Origin of the sequence: Methanoregula sp. (assembly GCF_050010295.1) — an archaeon.
Lineage (GTDB): Archaea > Halobacteriota > Methanomicrobia > Methanomicrobiales > Methanospirillaceae > Methanoregula.
The window spans coordinates 392,524-413,291 of the sequence record NZ_JBEKLH010000002.1 but is presented as its reverse complement, the minus strand read 5'-3'; the positions used below and the strand labels follow the sequence as shown (position 1 = coordinate 413,291).

Genomic DNA, 20,768 nt, shown 5'->3' with positions numbered 1-20,768 from the left:
GTCGCCATCAACACCGGCACCGGCAGTCCGTCTTGCGGTTCGAACGTGTATTGGGCTGTTGGTTCCTCCGCGACTATCGATGGCTCCCAGTTCCTGGGAACCGTTATTGCCACCACGTCCATTACCATGACTTCCGCCGCAAACAATCCCCCTATTACAATCGTGTCGGGCCGGATGTTGGCTTTGAATGGTGAAGTGACGATGGTTAATGACGCAATCGACACAACCACGACCTGCGGCGGTACGGTAACACCTACACCTACTCCAACACCCACACCTACTCCCACACCAACACCTACTCCCACACCAACACCTACACCAACACCTACGGTAACACCAACACCCTCACCAACACCTACACCTACTCCTACACCTACGGTAACACCAACACCCTCACCAACATGTACACCTAAACCGACACCAACATGTACACCTAAACCAACGCCAACACCCGAGCCTTGCAAAGATTTCGTTACCGGTGGTGGATGGATCAATGATAAAGCGACCTTCGCTGTCTCCGCCGGCACCGGGAACGACAGGTCCTGGGCTAATGTCTCATTCAATGACCACAAAGGTGTGAAGGTCGAGAGCACGAGTGTTACGGCTTACACCGTAATCGATCCCGTGACACGTAAGATCCAGGGCATTGCCACGGTCAACGGCATAGGAGCCTTCACCTACACGGTTGTAGTTGCTGACAACGGCGACCCCGGCCGCAACAAGGACAGTTTCAGTCTGCAACTCTCGAACGGTTACAGCGCTTCGGGCACTCTGAAGGGCGGCAACATCCAGATCCACAGGGAATGCGGAAACCCGCACGATACCAATAACAAAGGGAGATATTATGATAAGGATGAAAATGACGGTCATAATAACTGCAACAACGATCGTTTGAGTGTGACGGATCTCGTTAAAGAATTCTTCGACAATAAGAACGACAACCACAACCACTAACAACAACCAATTTTTTTATGACGGGCATTCGCCAGTTCCAATCCCTCCTCTTTGATCTGAATACCGGAAAACCGGGATACAGTATCCGGATTCTTCCCTCTTTCAGGTCGTTTGAAAATATCAGGGTTGACGATCCCGCTGACAGCGGTAATCAGTTCGATGATCCCGGCAACGATCATCGTGCCTCAGACGATCCCAGTACCGGATGGCACCCTCTAATCCTCGCCGTGCCGCTGCTGGTATCCCGATCCCCGCTATCGGGCCCGGCCCCGGGCTTATTCTCCGGCCGTGCTCTTTGCCCGCTTCACGCGTTCCTTGGTGGAAAATCCGGTGATGGCATCGAGAAATTTCCGGAACCGCTTGTTGGTATCGAGGATCACCTCATCCGCGGCACTGATGTCGGACTCCGTATCGATGATGACCGATTTCCCGCCGGCACCAACGTTCACGTCGAGACGTTTCAGCGCACCGGCCTGTATCCGGTAGCCTTTCGCCGTCTTTTCCGGTTCCGCACCAAAACAGTTCTTCAGTTCGAAAACAACCCTGGTCTCAAGGTCCCTGGTCAGCCCGCGCTTGATGGGATATTCTTGCATAATACTTTTTTAGTACTGGGTGTATGTTAATCTAATGACCGCCGAATCAACTGAATACAGCAAAAAGGTCCTGACGAGGCTCGACACTATCCATGAGGATCTCGTCGATATAAAGCCGACCAGGGAACTCAATATCTTTTCCAAACCGCTTCCCGAAGAAGGGGCCGCAGTCCTCATGGGGTTCCCGGGGAGCGGGCTCGTCGGGACGATCGCACTGCAGTACATGGTCGACCAGCTCGAGTTCGAACTGATCGGATCGATGACTTCCAAGTACTTCCCGCCCCTTGCGATGATGAATAAGGGGCTCATCAACGACCCGGTCCGCGTATACCTGAAAAAGAGCGGGGACCTGAATATTGCTGCCATTGTGGCCGATATCCCCATCGCCCCTATGATCTGTTACGAGATCTCAAACGGCATCCTCGAATGGCTCACCCCGTTCAAGCCGAGGGAGGTCCTCACGATCGCAGGGATCATCACCAATGAGCCGGAGAAGAGGGTCTTCGGTGTCGCCACCTCTCCCGATGCACTGCGGCGGGTCCAGGAACATACCCTTGTCCTGCCGATCGGCAGCATCTCGGGGATCGCATCCAGCATCCTTACCGAATGCAAGGCCCGGAACATCCCGGCGGTCGGCCTGCTGGGCGAGACGATCAATGCCCCCGACCCCCGTTCCTCGGCGGCCACCATCGAGGTGCTCAACAAGATGTACAACCTTGCGCTCGATGTCCAGCCGCTCATCGAGCAGGCGGTCGAAATAGAACAGAGCATGGGCAAGATCGCCGAGGAAGTACAGCAGCAGGCAGAGTCGACCCCGAAAAAAGACCTTCCGATGTACGGGTGATCGCGATGAGATGTGCTGCTTTAACCGGTATCTCCCCGGATGTGATCACGGATCTCAAGTCGGGCAGGCCACGGACGGTCGAGCTGCAGAGTACCAACAACATCATCACCATTGCCGGAGTCGAACCGGGCCCTGACACCCATATCTTCATGACTTCGATCGACATCGAAGACCTCTCCTCGGGCGATCCCGGTATCTGCGTGTACCTCCTCTCCACCAATATCACGATGAAACGGATCGTGGAGTTCTCCCACGGCCTCTATTACGAAGAGCGGGAGCGCATGTCGGCCCGGGTCCAGGTCAAGTACTGTTCATCATCCGTTGTCAAGCAGGTCTTCCACGAGGGGCTCACCAAACCCACGGGAGTGGAAGTCCTCAAGTCCTCGTGCTACCACGCCGGCTGAAGACCTCCTTTTTCACCAGGGCCTTATTTTGGTTTTGTAGAAATCATCGGTATCCGTTGTAGACACTCTTGGGAGCTACGGCATCTTATGCCTCCGCTTCCGCCGCCATGGCAACCTTCTATCGCGACAGCCTTAAGGCAGTTGGCGAAAATCTTTTGAAAAGAAGGAGAATAAAAAGAGGGGGTCATCCTCACAACCACTTGAAATTATAAGCTAATTTAATAGATAATAGGATTTTGTATGAAAATCACATTATTCGGATATCACGGGAGGTGAATTCTCTTTATCGTTGCGATGAACGCCGCCGCAGTCGAAGATTGATATCTTCTCCACAGCCTTCGGCTGCCCCCAACGGGGAGCCAACCGTAACCAGATGGTCAGGGCTGGCTGGAGAAAATTCTCTGAAAGAGAATTTTCAACTCGCCCCCGCGGCGGTTCAACCTCCTTGCCCCGCTATGCCTCGGAGAGGCCCTGATGCGGGAAGCTCTCGTAACTGAACGAGTTTCATGGTTCCGGAAGTGAACCCGATCGGTTCATGTCTGTTTCTACAAAGCTCTTATTTTTACTCAGTACCTGCAGAAACCCGGAAAAATCGGGAACGCTCAGATCTTTTTTGTAAGGACGAGAGCGAGCCCTACGGCACCCGCAAGGACTTCGATCCCGATCGGCGAAGCCTGCGTGGTGGTAGCACTGGGCCAGGGTGTCGGGACTTTCAGCGTGGACGGTCTGGTGGTCCGGGCAGCCGTTACCGCCGGCGTGGGAATCGTCGTGAAAACCGTCGTTTCCGTATATTCTGCAGTCAGCTTCCGGTAAAAGTTCGTCGTGTTTCCCGGGGTCACGGTGATAAGCCCGGAATAATCGATGTACCCGTTCTTCTGCAGCCGGAACAGGTATGATCCCGGTGTGAGGTTGTACAGGGTAACATCCGTAATTCCCATATTTGTTGAGTTTATGTATACCGCAGCCCCGACAGGATTTGTCTCGAAATAGATGCTCCCGTTCGTGACCGCCGACGTCAGCTGGGCGGTCACCGACTGGGAAGCTCCGTTGAAGAGGAGGGTCTGCGACCAGGCCGCATATCCGGCGAGCGTCATCAGCACGGTCCGGCTGCCGTAACTGACGGTAACCCCGGCCATGTTCGTTGTCCCCCTGCTTACGCCATCCACATACACGGTGGCTCCGGCGGGAACGGAAGAGAAGGAGACGGAACTGGTCAGGTTGGTAAGAGTAGCAGAGACCATACTTGTCTGGTTGTCGTTTACCTGGAGATTGGTCTGGGTGTAATCCTGGTACCCGGAGAGCTGTAACAATACCGTATGCGTCGTATTGGCAACATTTTCGACCGTGGCCGGCGTGATGCTGCCGGCAGGGACGCCATCCAGATAGATCGTTGCCCCCGGAGGTGTTGAGGTGATGGAGATATTACCCATGGCACCCGCGGGCACCGGCAGCAGGGCACACGTGAGGAGCAGGCAGAGTATAAGAACAGTTTTCATCGCGATACTTCCCATCATGGTGAGTTGATGGAAATACGTTATAAACGACGCTTAATATAATTTGCCAAATTTATCCGATACCGGAAAACGGATGGCAAAAGATTCAGGCGGTCGGGGAAGGACGGCAGGAAGCAGATTAATTATCCACAAGCACGAATGTTATTGGCGTCACATGGGCCTGTGGCTTAGCCTGGACATAGCGCCGGGCTTCTAACCCGGATGTCGGGGGTTCAAATCCCCCCAGGCCCGTTCCTTTTTTGCGATTCGGTGACCTGCGGAGACGGTGATCTCCCGGCCCGGGGCGGTTCCTGGTTCCGGAGACGATCCACGAGCCGGACAAAAAAAAGATCAGTACCCACCCTTCACGACCGGTTCTGCCCCGAAATCGAGGTATGAGCCGTTCTCACGGGTGTACTGCGGCCACGTCAGGTTGCCACCGGCCGGATCGCCGCTCCTCGCAAACCGGGTCCAGGCATCCTGCATCGTATCGGAGACCCTGGCTCCCGCCGGGTCCGGCACAATCGCGGCCGGGCGGAAGACGAAGAAGATCTCCTCGCCATGGAACGCCCCGAGCTGGCTCTCCGGCAGCAGGACATAGGAGAAGCGGTACAGGTACGTGTTCCGGTTCAGCTTTGCCTGGGAGCCGGCAACGAACGCAGCCGCGGCGCTGAAGTCTACATCCGTCATGATCCGCTCCATCTGCTGCTGGACCTCCGCAGGAGTGGCGGCCGGGTACTTCTGGAGGACCTCGGGTGCATATTCGCCGAAGTGCTTCCGGATATACTGTTCGTACCCGGTAACATTCAACCCGACATTCGTGGCGAGCGTGGAACCCTCGTCACTGTTGGTTCCGATGATCAGGGGGACCGGGTTCTGACGTCCCTCAAGGAAGATCTTCTCAGGGTCCTCCGGGATCAGCCACCCGTCGATGACCGGCTTGAACCGTAGCGTGTGAACCTGCCGGAACGCCGACGCAGACCATGGTGTTGCATTCACCAGGGTCCAGGCGTCTACACCCCGCATCCGGGCGATCGCGTCCGGGCCCGCATACCCGAGGCCCTGTGCCCACGCATCGCCGTATTGCTCTGCCTCCGCCTTCGTGCTGATGATGTTCAGCTCGGACCCGTTCGTCCATAAGGGACCGCTCTCGACGATCGCCTGCCGGTAGAGCCCCCGCGTCTCGTTTCCCGCCAGGTGGACAAGGATACTAGCACCTCCGGCAGATTCACCGAAGATCGTGATCCGGTCCGGGTCCCCGCCGAATCCAGCGATATTGTTCTTTACCCACCGGAGGGCGGCGGCCTGGTCCTCCAGCCCGTAGTTCCCGGAAGAGTGCACCGGCGATTCGTTCGCGAGGGCAGGATGGGCAAGGAAGCCGAGGGGTCCGAGCCGGTAATTCAGGTTGACGAGAACGACACCTTTCTTTGCAAGGCTTGTCCCGTTATAGAGCGGCATGGAGCCCGCACCCTGCAGGAACGACCCGCCATGGATGAATACCATGACCGGGAGTTTTTCGTCCCCGCTCCGGGCCGGGGTCCAGACATTCAGGTACAGGCAGTCCTCGCTCATATTCCCGGGCAGGCTTTCTGCGGATGTATCTGCCGGGACCAGCTGGGGGCAAGCCGCCCCGAACGCGGTCGCCTGCCGGGTACCCTGCCACTGCGGGGGCGGTACAGGGGGTCTCCACCGCAGGTCACCGGTCGGAGGCGCCGCATACGGTATGCCGAGATACGCCCGGACGCCGTCAGAGAAGGTGCCGGAGACAAGGCCGGATTCCGTTCTGACAGCACCGGAATCCGGTGCTGTGCCGGTACATCCGGCAAGAAGGATGACCCCGGCAAGAAGAAGAACAACGAGGACGATATGGACGGGATACCGGTACCTGCGAACCATACAAAATTTCACTGTAGTATGGGTGTTTGGATGAAGGTGTCTTAAGGATTCTGGTAGGTCGCCGGCTGTTCCCCGATCGGGAGTAACCCGCCTTGCACGGACCGGTCACTCATTCCTTGTCCACCAGGACTGCGATCCCCGGCAGGGTCTTCCCGGCAAGAAACTGGAGCGACGCCCCCCCGCCGGTAGAGACGTGCGTCATCCTGCCGGCAAGCCCGAGCTGCGTTACGGCCTCTGCCGTGGACCCTCCCCCGATGACAGTTATGGCATCGAGGCCTGCCAGGACCGTGGCGATGGATCGTGTCCCGTCTGAAAACTGAGGGATCTCAAATACTCCCATCGGCCCGTTCCAAGCTACGGTCCGGCATCTCCTGAGCTCCTGAGTGAACTCCAGAATGGTCAGGGGCCCGATATCCGCGATCCTGCAACCGGGGGGGATCTGGTCAGACCTCACCACCCGGGCAGTCGCACCGCTCTCCGGTTTTTCAGCGACCACCACGTCTACCGGAAGCAGGACCCGTACACCAAGAGCCGCCGCTCTGCGCTGGATCGAACCGACCAGTTCCATCGTGCCGGGTTCCACAGCAGAGGTTCCGACATCCCACCCTCTGCCTTTCAGGAACGTGGCAGCCATCCCGCCACCCACAAGAATACAATCCGCCCGGGTAAGGATATTCTCCAGGATCCCGATCTTCTCTCCCACCTTTGCCCCGCCCATGATGACAACAAAAGGGCGGGCAGGGTCCTCAAGGAGACTGCCCAGCATCACTATCTCTTTTTCCATGAGGAGCCCGGCTACGCAGGGGATATAGGCTGCCAGCCCTACTACGGATGCATGCGCCCGGTGGCTCGCGCCAAAGGCATCATTGACAGAGAGATCCGCCAGCCGGGAGAGCTCGCGGGCAAAACCAGGATTGTTCTCCTCTTCGCCCGGGTAAAACCTCAGGTTCTCCAGGAAGACGATCTCCCCGTCCTGCATTTCCGAGACTGCCCGCAGGACCCCGGGTCCGATCGCCTCCGACAGAGGTTCAACTGGTCTCTGCAGGAGTTCCGAAAGGCGCCGGGCTACCGGTGCCAGCCGGAGGTGTTCGTCCACCCTGCCATGGGGCCTGCCAAGGTGCGAACACAGGATGACCCGGGCGCGGTGATCGATCAGCCAGATGATCGTGGGGAGGCAGGCCCGGATCCGGGTATCGTCTTCGATCTTGCCGTTCCGGTCCATGGGCACATTGAAATCGACCCTGACAAGCACCCGTTTTCCGCCAACCTCTTCATCCCTCACCGTCTTTTTCTGCATGGTCCAACTCCTGTTTCCTGAGAGTTCCTGATGGAAGCCCCGGGTCTCTTAACCACCGGTTGCTGAAAACGGGAATATATACCTATGTCAGGATAGCCCGGTTTTGGGGTGTGATCAACGGGAAATGACACTCTCCCGGTCCCTGACCGTGCAGGTACCCCGGTGAACAACGGGAGCCGCCTGATTCGGACACTATCCGAAGGTCGGGCTCTAAAAATGGGACACGCGCCTTGCTAGAAAGGAACAGGCTGCCGGAAAGAACCTGGGCTATACCTGGCCCTGCCCGTCGGCAGGCTGGCTGTCGATCGGTTTCTGCAGGATCTGGACATCGGCGATATTATGCTGGCGTGATGCCAGCTTCTTTGCCTTGAAGATGTTCTTGCCGTCCTTGCCGATCGCGATGCCGCGGTCCTCGTCCCTGACCTCGACGGTCGCTGTCTGCTGGTCGGGTTCTCCTTCGAACAGGATGGACGTGACCTGGGCAGGCAGGAAGCAGTTCTTGATGAACTGCTCGGGGTTATTGTTGTATTCCACGACTTCGATCTTCTTGCCCATGACTTCCGAAGCTTTCTTGATCGAAGCACCTTTCTTGCCGATCGCAAGCCCCATGTCGCCGGGGTTGATCACGAAGATGAGCCGCGCGTTGCGGTCGTCCACAACGCAGTCGCGGCTCCCCGCGCCGGTCAGGCTCTCGAACTGGGAGATGAGGCGCATGCAGTCTTCAGTCAGTTTCACTTCGACCATATCATGCCCTCTTCAGGGAGAGAATGTCTGACTCGCCAGGGCTCACGATGGCAAGGGTACTCACCATAAACGGCTTCCCGCATGCCTTGCCGAGCGCTACGCTCGAGCCCTCGAAGGTATGGATGAAGAGGTTCCCGTGACCGGTAAGTTTTGAGGTGAAGGCTGCCGGGCAGTTGCCTGCAACGACAACCATCTGGGCTTTGCCCTCTTTTATGCATTTTTCCGTGTTGTTCTGGCCAAGGATTACGTTTCCTGTCTTGATGGCTCTTCTGAGTGAAGCATTAAAATCCATTACAATTCCTCTGATTTTTCCGGGTTTAACGATCTAATTGTCGTGTTGTCTGACTGCGATCAGTTTTACATCACCGGTGCCGAGCTGGATTGGCTGGCCGACGATGACATTCTCGGTGACACCGCTCAGTTCATCGACTTCGTTTGCAACGGCAGCGTCCAGCAGGTGGTTGACCGTCACTTCGAAGGCTGCCCGCGAGAGGACGCTCTCCTTCTCGCCGGCAATCCCGTGACGCCCGATCTGCTTGACTTCGCCTTCCATGCACATCATGTCGGAGACGAGCATGAGGTGGCGGACATCCACGAGGATACCCTGCTCGTTGAGCGTGGAGACCGCCTCGTGGATGATGGCGTTCCTCGCAGCCTCGATACCGAGGACAGATGCGATCTCACTGATGTTGTTGGTGCGGGTCCGGGTGGTGTCCACGCCAGCGACATCAAAGACATCCTTAAGGTTGGAGCCTTCAGTATAAAGTATATACTCACCGGTCTCTTTCCTGACGACGACCCGCAGGATGTCATCGATACCCTGCACGATCACGTTCCTGACATGCTCGGCGAGCTGGAAGAGGTTCTGGTAGCTCTCCCGGTCCTTGGGCGAGAAGATGATGGTCGCGCCCGGTTCGTCGATCTCGTGCTCGAAATCGCGGTAGTGCCTGCGGTCGCGGATCTTCTTGGGTGCGACTTCCATGATCTCCAGGGGAGAGATCTTCCGCTTGTCGCAGACTTTCGTGTTCAGGTGGACGACCACGTGCATGTTCTCCATGTCGGTCGTGATGTCACCGAACTCGTGGAGCGGGGCAGCCTCTATCTGCCAGCTGACCTCGCGGGCCCGGTCGCGGTCGTTGCCGTACTCAGTCTCGAGATATACCGTCATGGTCGGCGTGCTCGGCTCCTTTCTCGCGTCCATGATCTCGATGAGCCGGGGCAGCCCGAGGGTGACGTTGATCTCGGCGACACCCGCGTAGTGGAATGTACGCATCGTCATCTGCGTACCCGGCTCACCGATGGACTGGGCGGCGATCACGCCGACTGCCTCGCAGGCCTCGATCCGGGTGCTCTGGTACTCGGCGAGGACCCGCTCGAGTATCTGCTTGAACTGGGTATCGGTGATCTCTTTCCCGTCGAGGAACTTCCTCAGCTGGTCCTTAGTCTTCTGGGGGAGGGCTGCTGCCTCGATCTTCCTGTCATACTTTTCCGCGAGTGCCATTCAGACCTCCTCCTTTAAGATACTCTCGACAATGCCTTTGACATCGACCGGGTCGCCAAATGCGCTCTTGGTCGGGTCGGTCCCGTCCTCGCCGTACTCGAACTGGATGATCCTGCCGCCGGTCGTCCTGACCGTGCCGTCATAGGCCACCTTGAGGTCCTGCAGCGCATTGATCATCCGGCGCTGGAGGTAGCCGCTCTGGGACGTACGGACCGCAGTATCGACAAGCCCTTCACGGCCACCGATGGCATGGAAGAAGAACTCGGTCGGGTTGAGCCCGCCCTTGTAGCTGTGCTGGATGAACCCGTGGGCGTCCGAGCCCCGGTCGCCCTTGCGGAAGTGGGGGAGCGTGCGGTCGTCATAACCCCTGACGATACGCTCACCGCGCACAGACTGCTGGCCGATACACCCGGCCATCTGCGTCAGGTTCAGCATGGAACCACGGGCACCGGAGACCGCCATCACGACAGCGCTGTTGCCGAGACCGAGGTGACGCCCGGCGATCTGACCGGTCTGGTCACGGGCCTTGCCCAGCACCTGCATGATCTGCATCTCGAGGGTCTCCTCAACGGTACGCCCGGGCATGGGTTCGAGCTGCCCGTCTTCGTAGATCTTGATGCGGCGGTCGACATCGAGCGCAGCGTTGGTCAGTACGTCATCGATCTGGCCGTATTCGGTCTTGGAAAGGTCCTCGTCATCGATACCGAACGAAAACCCGTCGAGCATGATCGCACGGATGGAAAGCTTGGTCAGGTCGTCGATGAACTTCGCCGCACGCTTCATGCCCTCCTGGCGGATGATGCGGTTGACGATCTGGCCATCAAATGCCCCGATGGCTTTCTTGTCGATAGTCCCCGACTCGAGCTTGCCGTCGATGACGCGGACGTATGCATCCCGCTCGCAGAGCTCTTTCTTGCAGGTATCGCAGTTCTGGCAGGAACTGGCATGGAAGACCATGTTGAGGTGCTCCGGCAGAATTACCGAAAAGACCTGCTTGTTGCTCCAGAACTCGCTGCCATCCTCCACCTTGCCGGGTTCCGGCATACGCTCGATGCTGGTGTACCGGAGGAGGTAGAGGGCTTCCTCCTTGGTGAACCAGCGGACATCGTGCGTGAGCATGAAGATACCGGAGACGTGGTCATGGATGCCGCCGATGATGGGGCCGCCGAAACGGGGCGAGAGGATGTTCTCGTGCACGGAAAGGAGTATGGTCGCCTCAGCCCGCGCCTCTTCGGTCTGCGGCACGTGCATGTTCATCTCGTCGCCATCGAAGTCGGCGTTGTACGGCGGGCAGACTGCCGGGTTGAGCCGGAACGTCCTGCCTTCCATCACCTTGACGCGGTGGGCCATGATGCTCATGCGGTGGAGCGAAGGCTGACGGTTGAAGAGTACGACATCGCTGTCGCGGAGCTGGCGTTCAACTGTGTAACCGGGCTCGATCATATCGGCGACCGTGTCGAGATTGTCGGCACCTAACCGGAGCCTGCGGTTGTCGGGCCGGATCACGTAATTCGCCCCGCAGGGCGAGTTGACATCAGCGCGGACCGGGCCGGTCCGGACAATCTGCCGGAGTTCTTCAATATTATATGAAGTGACCCTGACCGGGATCGTCATCTCGTTTGCTACAGCACGCGGGACACCGACCTGGGATACGGAGAGGTTCGGGTCCGGGGAGATGACCGTACGGGACGAGAAGTTCACGCGCTTACCCGAGAGCGAGCCACGGAACCGCCCGTCCTTACCCTTGAGGCGCTGCGAAAGCGTCTTCAGGGGGCGGCCGCTGCGGTGGCGGGCAGGAGGGCAGCCTGCTACTTCGTTGTCGAGATAGGTGGTCACGTGGTACTGCAAAAGTTCCCAGAGGTCCTCGATGATCAGCTGGGGGGCGCCCGCGTCCTGGTTCTCCTTGAACCGCTGGTTGATGCGGATGATGTCCACGAGCTTGTGGGTGAGGTCGTCTTCCGACCGCTGCCCGTTCTCAAGGATGATGGACGGGCGCATCGTGACCGGGGGTACCGGGAGGACAGTGAGGATGGTCCATTCGGGGCGGGCGACGTCCGGATTGATACCGAGCGGAATCAGGTCCTCGTTCGGGATCTTCTCCATCCTGGCGCGGATGTCGGCGGGGGTGAGCTTGTGCTCCACCTTCTTGCCTTCCTCGACCATCACTTCAGAGAACGTGGTCGGCTTCTCGAAGTTGATCTTGAGCTGCTGTTCGCCGCAGTGCGGGCAGACGCGCTCCTTCTTGACATCCTTCTCCGAGAGCAGGTCACCGGTCTGGTCGTCCTCTGTACCGACTACCTTCTCGACTTCCTCCGGGCTCAGGAGCACGCGGCCGCAGGCACGGCAGGTGACACGCAGGAGTTTCCTGATGAGCCGCGTGTAGCCCACGTGGATGACGGGCTTGGCGAGCTCGATGTGGCCGAAGTGCCCGGGGCACTCGCTCGCCTTCTGGTCGCAGGTCTTGCACCGGAGACCGGGATCGATGACCCCGAGGTTCAGGTCCATGAGGCCCTGGGGATAGGGGAAGCCATCGTCATCATAGGTGTCGGCCCAGATGATCTTCCGGACACTCATCTCGCGGATCTCCTTGGGAGATAACAGGCCGAACTCGATCTGTCCGATTCGTTTTGGGGATGGCATATTACACCACGTCCTGTAATTTCAGCCTGGGGGCTATACCCATGCTCTTCATCTCGTCGAGCAGGAGCTTGAACGCGTAGCTCATCTCGACCGAGTAGATGTCGGTCTCATTGCCGCAGGCAAGGCAGCGGGTCATGTTCCGCTTGCGGTCGAGCATCGCGACCATGCCGCAGTGTGCGCAGACATATTCCTGCACCTTGTCCGACTCGTCGAGCAGGCGTTCCTTGAGGGCCATGGCGGCCCCGTGCCCGATCATGACATCCCGCTCCATCTCACCGAACCGGAGACCGCCCTCGCGGGCACGGCCTTCTGTCGGCTGGCGGGTGAGCACCTGTACCGGTCCGCGGGAGCGGGCATGCATCTTGGACGAGACCATGTGGTAGAGCTTCTGGTAGTAGATCACGCCGATATAGACATCGGCCTTGAAGACCTTGCCGGTGATGCCGTCATACATGATCTCCCGCCCGTTGTGGGAGAAGCCGAGATTCTTGAGCGAGGCGCGGATATCAGCCTCACTCTCTCCTCTGAACGCGGTACCGTTGATGCGGCGTCCTTCGAGAGCGCCGACTTTGCCGCCGATCATCTCGAGCATGTGCCCGATGGTCATACGGCTCGGGATCGCGTGGGGGTTGATGACGAGGTCGGGTGAGAGCCCGCTCTCGGTGAAGGGCATGTCTTCCTGGTGGGTGATGAGGCCGACGACGCCTTTCTGCCCGTGCCGGGACGCGAACTTGTCGCCTACTTCCGGGACACGCAGGTCGCGGGTCCGCACTTTCACGAGGCGGGAACTGTTCTCACCCTCAGTAATGATGACCGTGTCGACGATACCGTGCTCGTTGCTGCGCATCGTGACTGAGGTGTCGCGGCGCTTCTCGACCGCAATGAGCTCCCCCGAGGGTTCTTCCAGGAACCGGGGCGGGGAAGTCTTGCCGATCAGCACGTCCTTCTCGGCAACAACGGTCTCGGGGTTGATCACCCCATCTTCGTCGAGGTTCTTGTACGAGTCGGCACCATGGGCGCCGGCCACGTCCTCTTCGGGGACCTCGATCCGGTCGATCTGGCCGCCCGGGTACCGCCGTTCTTCGCCTTCATAGGTACGGAAGAAGTGCGAGCGCCCGAGGCCACGCTCGATGGATGCCTTGTTGAAGATGAGGGCATCTTCAATATTGTAGCCTTCGTACGAGAGAATGGCAACCACGAAGTTCTGTCCCGCCGGGCGGTCGTCCGACCCAATCAGTTCCGAGGTCTGGGTATGGGTGAGCGGCTTCTGCACGTAATGGAGCAGGTGTCCGCGGGTATCCGGGCGCAGCTTCATGTTGGCTGCACCGAAGCCGAGCGCCTGCTTGACCATCCCTGCGCCCATCGTGACACGCGGACTTGCATTGTGCTCCGGGAACGGGACGTGGGCAGCGCCGATACCGAGGATCAGGGAGGGGTCGATCTCGAGGTGCGTATGGCCCGGTGTCGCGTTCTCCGGGTTCATCGCGACGAGGAGGTCCTCTTCCTCTTCCGCATCGATGAACTCGATCATCCCCCGCTGGACGAACGAGAGGATGTCAGTCTCTTTCTTCGCCAGTTTCTGGAGATCCTCTTCCGTGATGAGCGGTTCGCCGTTCTTCAGCACGATCAGGGGGCGGCGGGCGCGGCCCCGGTCGGTGAGGATCACGACATCCCCGTTGTATTCCTTGTGCGAGACGTTCACTTCCGGGGATATTGCCCCCTGCCGTCGCATCGTCCGGATGTTTGCGACCAGTGCCTTAGGGTCGTCGACAAGACCGATGAGGGCGCCGTCAACGAACACGCGTGACTTCTTCATCAGGCCTCACCCCGGATATGCTCGACACCAAGGTTATGCAGGATGCGCATGATCTCTTCCTCGTCGTCGACACCCTTGCTGATCTCCACCATCTGGGCAAAGTTCTTGACAAGACCGCAGTTCGGCCCTTCGGGGGTCTCGCTCGGGCAGATCCGGCCCCACTGGGTCGGGTGCAGGTCGCGCGCCTCGAAGTGGGGCTGTGAGCGGGAGAGCGGGGAGATCACGCGGCGGAGGTGCGAGAGCACGGCCATGTGGTCGACCCGGTCGAGGAGCTGCGATACCCCGGTCCTCCCACCGACCCAGTTGCCGGTGGCGAGCGGGTGGAGGAGGCGTTCGGTCAGGACATCGGCACGCACGGCAGTCGCAATGGACAGGTCGCGGTGGCGCATGCTCGCCCGTTCGAGCTGGTACTTGATGTCGCGGGTAAGGCGGTTGAGGGAGATACGGAAGAGATCCTCCATCAGGTCGCCCGCGAGTTTCAGCCGCTTGTTCGAGTAGTGGTCCTTGTCATCGATCCTGCGCTTGTTCAGCACAAGATCGAAACATGCCTCTGCCATGCGGCCGAGGAAATGGGCCTTTGCGAGCCTGACGGAGAGGACTGCTTCCTGATAGCCCTCGTCGCCTTCCTTGAGGTTAGACGGCAGGGAATAGTTGAGGTGCGGCAGGAGGTAGTTGTCCAGCACGAACTCAGCCCTCTTGCGCTGGTAGTCCCGGGTCTGGTTCGGCGCAAGCTTCTTGCCCACGTACATGATGCCGCCTTCGACCGAGTCACACTCGCTCTCTTCAAGGTTCTGCATCATGAACGTCAAGATGTCCTCGTCGGTCGAAACTGCGTTGACGACTTCCTGGTCATTGGTCATACCCAGCGCCCGCATCAGGTCCACGAATTTCAGGTGCCCGGCAACCGACGGGAACGAGACCTCGAGGAGGTTTTTCTTGTTCCGCTCCACGACAACCAGTGCACGGTAGCCGCGGAACTGCGAGAACACCTTTGCAACATAGATGCGCTCATTGTACCGCTCGGTGAACTCGGTCATGATCTTGTTGGACGCGAGGTCCTCAAGCGTCATGAGCACGCGCTCTGTCCCGTTCACGATGAAATACCCGCCCGCGTCGAACGCATCCTCGCCATGGGCGACGCGCTGTGCATCGTCCATGCCGTAGAGGTTACAGGCCAGCGATCCGACCATGATGGGGAGCTGCCCGATCGTGGTGACGATCGGTTCCTGCCGGTCACTGCCATGCACGAGGGTCAGGCCCAGCTGGATCGGCGCCGCATAGGTAAGGTTACGAAGACGGGCCTCGCTGGGATAGAGTTCTCCCTGCGAACCGTCCGCTTCCCGAACAAGTGGTTTTTTCACCTCGATAGTGCCGAGCTCAACCCAGACCGGTTCATTGTTCTTGCCCCTGTTTTCGATGTCGGTCTCGATGACCCGCTGCTCGTTTACCACTTTCTGGAGATTGTGCTTCAGGAAATAATTGAAGGAGTCAAGCTGGTGGCGCGCAACATGCTCCCGTGAAAAATATGCCCTCGATAAGATACTTCTGTCAATCAGACTGACCAACCCCGGAATTACTTCTTCGGTCTCTTGATCGCGAGACGGTACGCCTCGGCTCTGCCAGCCGTATGACTCGTCCGGATAATTCGTATTACATCATCGGCATTTGCGCCGATAGCCTTCACTGCAGGATCGTCATGATAAATTTTCGGTAATTGTTCCGTAGTGATGTTGTAGCGGGAGAGCAGCTCCGATACTTCCTCCTCGCTCATGATCTTGTGGTCTGGCACCATCACGTGCTTCAACACATTCAGTTTGGTGCTCAATGAAAAACCCCCTCACAGATGAATAGATTTCCTCTCAGATGCATCACCGCAAAAAACCCACGATTTCTCGTGGCAGCGGGCCCGGAGGGATTTGAACCCCCGACCACCTGGTTAAAAGCCAGGCGCTCTACCGAACTGAGCTACGAACCCCAGGTACTGACTAAGATGTACAGCATTATAACAATGCCAGAAAACTATATAAAGATTCTCTCTGCACTCACGGTCTACTTTCAGATAGGGTCGAGACAGTAGTACCGGATCCTTTCAGGATGGCGGGGGAAAGCGGTCATGGATCTCTTTCACGCGGAGTTCACCGGTATGGATCTTGTCTTCGAGCTTTTTGATGGCAGCCATATCCTCCGCTGATACTTCCTTCCCGGAAAGGTGCATGCCGCTTGCATTTTTAAGGACGACAAGCAGGTTTTTGTCAACATCGATGCTCTTCCTGAGCGCAGAATACTCATCGATGAGACTCGTGTCAAGGCCGGCATCCTTTGCCACCAGCGCCTCGGTCTTCACATTGCTCCTGCGGGTAAAAATACCCTGGATCGACTCGAGGAGCTGTGCCGGGTTGACGGGTTTTGAGACGAAATCCTCGATATTCACGCTGTGCTCTGCTGCTTCCTCCGGGGTAATCTTCTTTGCAGAGAACATAAGTACTGGGAGGTCTTTTGTTACCGGGTTTGCCTTGATCTTACCAAGCGTCTCCCACCCGTCCATGGGTTCCATCATGATATCGAGAAGGATCAGGTCCGGCGTGACCGTGGTCAAGACTGATAACGCTTCGTCCCCGCCATGGGTCGGGATCGGTTTGTATCCTTTCCGTTTCAGAAGGGCAACAAGACCATCCACGATGTAGGGACTGTCATCGACGATGAGGATTGTGTCATCCACGGTTTTTGTACCTCACGCATTCCGGATCTGTGTCAGGAAGGGACAGGACGGCAGATAAACGTTCATAATCCGGTTACCTGGTATCTTGCATGGTTTTCAGGAGTCAGCCTGGACTACGGAAAAGGATACTTATTTTGAAGATGAGCTGCCCGAGAGTTCCCCTTTTATCTGCTGCAGGCGGCTTTCCTGGAACTTGATATTCATTTCCATGCTTTTGATCGCGCGGGAGATCTCGTCACTGACCCGGACTTTCGCATCATTGAAATTATACGTGGTCTCGAGAATTTTCATGAGGCGTTTGTTGACGTCAATACTCTTGCTGAGGCGGGCGTATTCGGTGATGATCTCGGCATCAAATCCTGACTGCTTCGCCATGTCCATGTCGGACTTGATCGACTGTCGCCGGTTGAGCACATGTTCGATTGCATCATAGAGCTCGCGGTGCGTGATGGGTTTTAAGACGTAGTCCTCGATATAGATTCCGTACTCCTGCGCTTCGGCCGGTGTCAGCTGTTTTGCGGTGAGCATCAGGACCGGGATCTCCTTGGTCTCGGGGTTCTCTTTTATCCTCTCCAAGGTCTCCCACCCGTCAACCGGTTCCATCATGATATCCAGCAGGATGAGATCAGGAGTGACGGTCTTCAAAATTTCCAGGCACTCCTCACCCCCGTACGCAGCCACGGTCCTGTACCCGCCCCGTTCGAGCATGGTGACGAACACATCGACAATAAAAGGGCTGTCGTCAACAACAAGGATGGTATACATTACAACGCCTCCCCAATCTTCTGAGCAATTTCAAGCATCTGAGCATGGACTTTGTCAGGATCTGCAGTATCACTGATGATGGCTGCAATAAGAAAGTTTTCGCCAGCCCCCATGACAAGGATAGAGGTGTCCTGCGCCCGTACGGTGACCGACATCAGGGACTTCATCTTGACGATGCTCCCGATGGATTCCGCGGATGCAAGTATGGTGGCGGAAAGGGCCCCGAACCAGGGTTCATTCAGGTCACGGTCAAAATTTTTTCCTGCGATTATCCCATCCCGGGAAACAAGGGCACATGCTGCAACCCCATCTATCGATCGTATCCTCTCAATGAATGAAGAGATCTTCTCTTTTAACATGCTTCAGCTCCTGCTGCACTACCCTGTGTAATTGATAATACCAGATGGCAACATATATACATATTGTTTTTTTGTTTTTTCGTGGTGCGCCCGTTCGGGGAAAAACGGTATGATTGACTGGGTATCGGACAATTTCTCATGGTATCTCGAGCCTTTGGTCCTGATATGAATGCGTTTGGATAATAATAGGAGTATTCCTGAAAATAGTTACTGGCCCGCCGGGAGCTGCAGAATGACAGACATGCAGGATATCCCGTTTCCGCTGGTTCAGCCGGGCCATGGGAGCCCCCGGACAGCCGGATGCTCTCCGGAATCTGGTGAATTATTACCGCCGGGTAACGTGATGATTTCCACCGGTGGGGGCCCGCCACGCTTTCAATATGAATAAATACCTTTTTCCCCAACAAGTTAAAATAAGAATTCTGATGATCCGGTCATATACCATCACATCCGGAAAAGGCGGTGTGGGCAAGACCACCATCACGGTCAACCTCGGTATCTCCCTTGCCCTGCTGAACCGGGAGACCTATATCCTTGATGCTGATATCGGTATGGCCAACATGGCACTGATCCTCGGGATGGATGATGTGCCGGTCACCCTTCATGAAGTGCTTGCGGGAAAGGCCGATATCGAAAGCGCTATCTATGAAGGCCCGGCAGGTGTCAAAGTGGTGCCAAGCGGGATCTCCCTCCAGGGGTTCCAGCAGGCCGACCCGGACAAGCTGCGGGACGTCATGCGCAAACTTGTCGACCGCTGTGAATACCTCCTCATCGACGCACCGAGCGGGATCTCGAAGGAAGGCGTTGTACCCCTGTCAGTGGCAGATGAGGTCATCCTTGTCGTAAACCCTGAACTTGCCTCGATGGCTGACGCCCTGAAGACCAAGATCCTCTGTGAAGTGATGGGGGGGCGCGTATACGGGGCTATCCTGAACCGGGCCGGCATGGAACACACAGAGCTCCGTTCCCACAGTGTTGAGGACGTTCTGGGCGTCCGGGTCATCGACGTCGTTCCCGAAGACGCAAGTGTACGGCGGGCTGCCGCGTACAAGACCCCGTGCGTTCTAAAGTACCCCAATGCCGATGCGAGCCGGGCATTCCGGCGGATTGCCGCTCAGATCTGCGGTGTAGGGTACCAGGACGAATCTCCCGGCTCCAGGCAGGAAGGGTTTGTCGATCGGCTTGCACGGGCCGTTTTCCGGTGACACATCTCCAGGTGATACCATGGCATACGAAGGATACATGCTGGTGCTGTTCGGGTGCGTTATTGTTGTCCAGCAGTTTATCATTTACCTGATGTATGTGCGGATACGCCAGCTGCTGAACGAGGTTGATTCTATTGCGGGAAAGATAAGGATCACGGATACCGAGCTGGAAAACCTCATCGGCCGGGTCGAGGAGTTCAAGCGCGGGAAGATCTGACGCTGTCCCGACCTGATCAGAGATGGATCGTTCCCCATCGCATACGATAAGATACATAAGTGATATGCTCCAATAGTACGAGAGCGGGGCCATAGGGTAGCCTGGCCATCCTAGGAGACTGGGGGTCTTCTGACCTGAGTTCAAATCTCAGTGGCCCCATTGTTTTTTCTGATTATTACACCAACGTGGTTATCATAGCATGAAACTCACCGAAACGTGCATCGACTGCCTGCTGTCGCGCGTAGTCTTTGAGTGCGAACTCGGGTCGGCTGACCCGGCCTGCACGGAGAAAGCAGTTGCTTCCTGCAGGGAGTTGCTCGAATCCATGAGGGATTCCCCCCTCCTCCACCCGCAGATTGCCAGTGCCGTGCACCGCGAGGTGTGCCGGATGATCGGGAACCCCGACCCGTTCCGGGAACTGAAACGTGCGGGGAATGCGGAGGCCCTCGGGGTCTGCAGGAAGATCCGTCACCGGCTTGCGGGGTTCCATGACCATGTCCTGGCAGCAGTGATCGGGAACACGTTCGATTATGCGGTCCGGGACCATGAGGTCACGTCTGACTTTTCCCGGTTTTTTGACGAAGCGTTTGCAAAAGGGCTTGACCGGGATGACACCGGAGCGATCCTCGGCCTCTCTTCCCGCGTGGTATACCTCACGGACAACTGCGGGGAGATCGTCTTCGATCGGCTCCTCGTGGATTACCTGAAGGCACACGGCTCGCATGTCACGGTCGCGGTCCGGGACGCCCCTATCCTGAACGACGCAACCATGGAGGACGCTATCGCTTTCGGGTTCAACCGGGTGGCCGACTGCCTGACGACCACGGGCGGCGGCGCAGAGATCGGCCTCGATCGTGAGAAGATTCCCCCCGATCTTGCACGGGCGATCGACCAGTGCACCATCATCATCTCCAAAGGGATGGCCAACTATGAATCGCTCACGGGATATGACGACCTTCCGCCGGTCGCCTACCTGATGTGCGTCAAGTGCGAGATGATCGCGGACGATACCGGCATCCCCCGCGGCTCGAAGATAGCGGTTCTACGAAGGTAGAACCGCTATCTTCTCCTCCTCGCTTCGCTCGGAGCTCGAAGATCGCTGTTCTGCGCAGGTAGCTCTGGCGATTTTCTCATCTTTCCCAAAGGTACCTCTATATTCCAGATACGATGAACGCCGCCGCAGTCGAAGTCTGAAAACTTCTCAGATTCGTGGTTCTGATGAACCACTCATCAGTCGAAGTTATCACTTTTCTACAGCCTTCGGCTGCCTCCAACGGAGACTCGCCGTGACCAGGTGGTCAGGGCTGGGCTGGAAAAAATT

At 57.5% G+C, this 20,768-nt stretch carries 20 protein-coding genes and 3 tRNA genes; 8 read left to right on the top strand and 15 right to left on the bottom strand.

What is annotated here, in order from left to right:
• The first annotated feature begins 45 nt into the window (after positions 1 to 45).
• The gene (locus tag ABSB80_RS05010; RefSeq protein ID WP_428368795.1) at positions 46 to 954 is read left to right on the top strand and encodes a post-COAP-1 domain-containing protein; all 909 of its coding nucleotides are present in this window, start codon (positions 46 to 48) and stop codon (positions 952 to 954) included.
• 275 nt (positions 955 to 1,229) lie between these two features.
• On the opposite strand, the gene ABSB80_RS05005 is transcribed toward ABSB80_RS05010, so the two are convergent.
• Positions 1,230 to 1,547, bottom strand: a complete 318-nt coding sequence (locus ABSB80_RS05005) for a DUF5611 family protein (RefSeq protein ID WP_428368785.1) — start codon at positions 1,545 to 1,547, stop codon at positions 1,230 to 1,232.
• A 34-nt stretch (positions 1,548 to 1,581) separates the two neighbouring features.
• Here ABSB80_RS05005 and ABSB80_RS05000 point away from each other — a divergent pair, with 34 nt between their 5' ends.
• Entirely contained in the window at positions 1,582 to 2,391 is an 810-nt protein-coding gene (locus tag ABSB80_RS05000; protein ID WP_428368783.1) for a proteasome assembly chaperone family protein, read from the top strand.
• Between the two features lie 5 nt (positions 2,392 to 2,396).
• On the top strand, positions 2,397 to 2,795 hold the full coding sequence (locus tag ABSB80_RS04995; RefSeq protein WP_428368781.1) for a DUF473 domain-containing protein: 399 nt from the start codon (positions 2,397 to 2,399) through the stop codon (positions 2,793 to 2,795).
• Positions 2,796 to 3,397: 602 nt separating this feature from the next.
• Here the strand turns inward: ABSB80_RS04995 and ABSB80_RS04990 are convergent.
• Entirely contained in the window at positions 3,398 to 4,291 is an 894-nt protein-coding gene (locus ABSB80_RS04990) for a PEGA domain-containing protein (protein WP_428368779.1), read from the bottom strand.
• Between the two features lie 174 nt (positions 4,292 to 4,465).
• On the opposite strand from ABSB80_RS04990, the gene ABSB80_RS04985 reads away from it, so the two are divergent.
• Positions 4,466 to 4,540 (top strand) — tRNA-Arg (locus tag ABSB80_RS04985).
• 99 nt (positions 4,541 to 4,639) lie between these two features.
• Here ABSB80_RS04985 and ABSB80_RS04980 read toward each other — a convergent pair.
• From ABSB80_RS04980 to ABSB80_RS04920, 13 genes are all read right to left on the bottom strand, one after another.
• On the bottom strand, positions 4,640 to 6,184 hold the full coding sequence (locus tag ABSB80_RS04980; protein WP_428368777.1) for a carboxylesterase/lipase family protein: 1,545 nt from the start codon (positions 6,182 to 6,184) through the stop codon (positions 4,640 to 4,642).
• Positions 6,185 to 6,293: 109 nt separating this feature from the next.
• The gene (locus tag ABSB80_RS04975; protein ID WP_428368775.1) at positions 6,294 to 7,481 is read right to left on the bottom strand and encodes a phosphoglycerate kinase; all 1,188 of its coding nucleotides are present in this window, start codon (positions 7,479 to 7,481) and stop codon (positions 6,294 to 6,296) included.
• 267 nt (positions 7,482 to 7,748) lie between these two features.
• Positions 7,749 to 8,225, bottom strand: coding sequence for a NusA-like transcription termination signal-binding factor (locus ABSB80_RS04970; RefSeq protein ID WP_428368773.1), 477 nt, complete (start codon positions 8,223 to 8,225; stop codon positions 7,749 to 7,751).
• Position 8,226: 1 nt separating this feature from the next.
• Complete coding sequence (locus tag ABSB80_RS04965) at positions 8,227 to 8,517, bottom strand: 50S ribosomal protein L30e (RefSeq protein ID WP_428368771.1); 291 nt, start codon at positions 8,515 to 8,517, stop codon at positions 8,227 to 8,229.
• A gap of 33 nt (positions 8,518 to 8,550) precedes the next feature.
• Positions 8,551 to 9,726 carry a DNA-directed RNA polymerase subunit A'' gene (rpoA2, locus tag ABSB80_RS04960; protein ID WP_428368769.1) on the bottom strand — a complete coding sequence of 392 codons (1,176 nt, stop codon included), beginning with the start codon at positions 9,724 to 9,726 and terminating at the stop codon, positions 8,551 to 8,553.
• Complete coding sequence (locus ABSB80_RS04955) at positions 9,727 to 12,366, bottom strand: DNA-directed RNA polymerase subunit A' (protein WP_428368767.1); 2,640 nt, start codon at positions 12,364 to 12,366, stop codon at positions 9,727 to 9,729. It abuts the gene before it with no gap.
• A 1-nt stretch (position 12,367) separates the two neighbouring features.
• Entirely contained in the window at positions 12,368 to 14,182 is a 1,815-nt protein-coding gene (gene rpoB / locus ABSB80_RS04950) for a DNA-directed RNA polymerase subunit B (RefSeq protein ID WP_428368765.1), read from the bottom strand.
• On the bottom strand, positions 14,182 to 15,738 hold the full coding sequence (locus ABSB80_RS04945) for a DNA-directed RNA polymerase subunit B'' (RefSeq protein ID WP_428368793.1): 1,557 nt from the start codon (positions 15,736 to 15,738) through the stop codon (positions 14,182 to 14,184). The genes rpoB and ABSB80_RS04945 overlap by 1 nt, the downstream gene beginning before the upstream one ends.
• A gap of 17 nt (positions 15,739 to 15,755) precedes the next feature.
• Complete coding sequence (locus ABSB80_RS04940; RefSeq protein ID WP_428368763.1) at positions 15,756 to 16,007, bottom strand: DNA-directed RNA polymerase subunit H; 252 nt, start codon at positions 16,005 to 16,007, stop codon at positions 15,756 to 15,758.
• Positions 16,008 to 16,083: 76 nt separating this feature from the next.
• Positions 16,084 to 16,157: transfer RNA gene (locus tag ABSB80_RS04935), tRNA-Lys, on the bottom strand.
• Positions 16,158 to 16,271: 114 nt separating this feature from the next.
• On the bottom strand, positions 16,272 to 16,901 hold the full coding sequence (locus ABSB80_RS04930) for a response regulator (RefSeq protein ID WP_428368761.1): 630 nt from the start codon (positions 16,899 to 16,901) through the stop codon (positions 16,272 to 16,274).
• Positions 16,902 to 17,030: 129 nt separating this feature from the next.
• Positions 17,031 to 17,666 (bottom strand): response regulator, encoded by a 636-nt coding sequence (locus ABSB80_RS04925; RefSeq protein WP_428368759.1) that lies wholly within the window; start codon positions 17,664 to 17,666, stop codon positions 17,031 to 17,033.
• A complete protein-coding gene (locus ABSB80_RS04920; protein ID WP_428368757.1) occupies positions 17,666 to 18,025 on the bottom strand; it encodes a roadblock/LC7 domain-containing protein in 360 nt (119 codons plus the stop codon). The genes ABSB80_RS04925 and ABSB80_RS04920 overlap by 1 nt, the downstream gene beginning before the upstream one ends.
• 425 nt (positions 18,026 to 18,450) lie before the next feature.
• Between ABSB80_RS04920 and minD the strand changes: the two genes are divergently transcribed.
• The 4 genes from minD (at position 18,451) to ABSB80_RS04900 (ending at position 20,501) form a co-directional block, all read left to right on the top strand.
• The gene (gene minD, locus ABSB80_RS04915) at positions 18,451 to 19,230 is read left to right on the top strand and encodes a cell division ATPase MinD (protein WP_428368755.1); all 780 of its coding nucleotides are present in this window, start codon (positions 18,451 to 18,453) and stop codon (positions 19,228 to 19,230) included.
• A gap of 19 nt (positions 19,231 to 19,249) precedes the next feature.
• Entirely contained in the window at positions 19,250 to 19,447 is a 198-nt protein-coding gene (locus ABSB80_RS04910) for a hypothetical protein (protein WP_428368753.1), read from the top strand.
• Positions 19,448 to 19,532: 85 nt separating this feature from the next.
• A tRNA-Pro gene (locus tag ABSB80_RS04905) sits at positions 19,533 to 19,606 on the top strand.
• A 40-nt stretch (positions 19,607 to 19,646) separates the two neighbouring features.
• A complete protein-coding gene (locus tag ABSB80_RS04900) occupies positions 19,647 to 20,501 on the top strand; it encodes a damage-control phosphatase ARMT1 family protein (protein ID WP_428368751.1) in 855 nt (284 codons plus the stop codon).
• The last annotated feature ends 267 nt before the right edge of the window (positions 20,502 to 20,768 follow it).

What these genes read in the sequence shown, in the direction of transcription:
- ABSB80_RS05005 (WP_428368785.1), bottom strand. Translation starts at nt 1,547, where the DNA reads ATGCAAGAATATCCCATCAAGCGCGGGCTGACCAGGGACCTTGAGACC.
- ABSB80_RS05000 (WP_428368783.1), top strand. Translation starts at nt 1,582, where the DNA reads ATGACCGCCGAATCAACTGAATACAGCAAAAAGGTCCTGACGAGGCTC.
- ABSB80_RS04995 (WP_428368781.1), top strand. Translation starts at nt 2,397, where the DNA reads ATGAGATGTGCTGCTTTAACCGGTATCTCCCCGGATGTGATCACGGAT.
- ABSB80_RS04990 (WP_428368779.1), bottom strand. Translation starts at nt 4,291, where the DNA reads ATGAAAACTGTTCTTATACTCTGCCTGCTCCTCACGTGTGCCCTGCTG.
- ABSB80_RS04980 (WP_428368777.1), bottom strand. Translation starts at nt 6,184, where the DNA reads ATGGTTCGCAGGTACCGGTATCCCGTCCATATCGTCCTCGTTGTTCTT.
- ABSB80_RS04975 (WP_428368775.1), bottom strand. Translation starts at nt 7,481, where the DNA reads ATGCAGAAAAAGACGGTGAGGGATGAAGAGGTTGGCGGAAAACGGGTG.
- ABSB80_RS04970 (WP_428368773.1), bottom strand. Translation starts at nt 8,225, where the DNA reads ATGGTCGAAGTGAAACTGACTGAAGACTGCATGCGCCTCATCTCCCAG.
- ABSB80_RS04965 (WP_428368771.1), bottom strand. Translation starts at nt 8,517, where the DNA reads ATGGATTTTAATGCTTCACTCAGAAGAGCCATCAAGACAGGAAACGTA.
- rpoA2 (WP_428368769.1), bottom strand. Translation starts at nt 9,726, where the DNA reads ATGGCACTCGCGGAAAAGTATGACAGGAAGATCGAGGCAGCAGCCCTC.
- ABSB80_RS04955 (WP_428368767.1), bottom strand. Translation starts at nt 12,366, where the DNA reads ATGCCATCCCCAAAACGAATCGGACAGATCGAGTTCGGCCTGTTATCT.
- rpoB (WP_428368765.1), bottom strand. Translation starts at nt 14,182, where the DNA reads ATGAAGAAGTCACGCGTGTTCGTTGACGGCGCCCTCATCGGTCTTGTC.
- ABSB80_RS04925 (WP_428368759.1), bottom strand. Translation starts at nt 17,666, where the DNA reads ATGTATACCATCCTTGTTGTTGACGACAGCCCTTTTATTGTCGATGTG.
- ABSB80_RS04920 (WP_428368757.1), bottom strand. Translation starts at nt 18,025, where the DNA reads ATGTTAAAAGAGAAGATCTCTTCATTCATTGAGAGGATACGATCGATA.
- minD (WP_428368755.1), top strand. Translation starts at nt 18,451, where the DNA reads ATGATCCGGTCATATACCATCACATCCGGAAAAGGCGGTGTGGGCAAG.
- ABSB80_RS04910 (WP_428368753.1), top strand. Translation starts at nt 19,250, where the DNA reads ATGGCATACGAAGGATACATGCTGGTGCTGTTCGGGTGCGTTATTGTT.
- ABSB80_RS04900 (WP_428368751.1), top strand. Translation starts at nt 19,647, where the DNA reads ATGAAACTCACCGAAACGTGCATCGACTGCCTGCTGTCGCGCGTAGTC.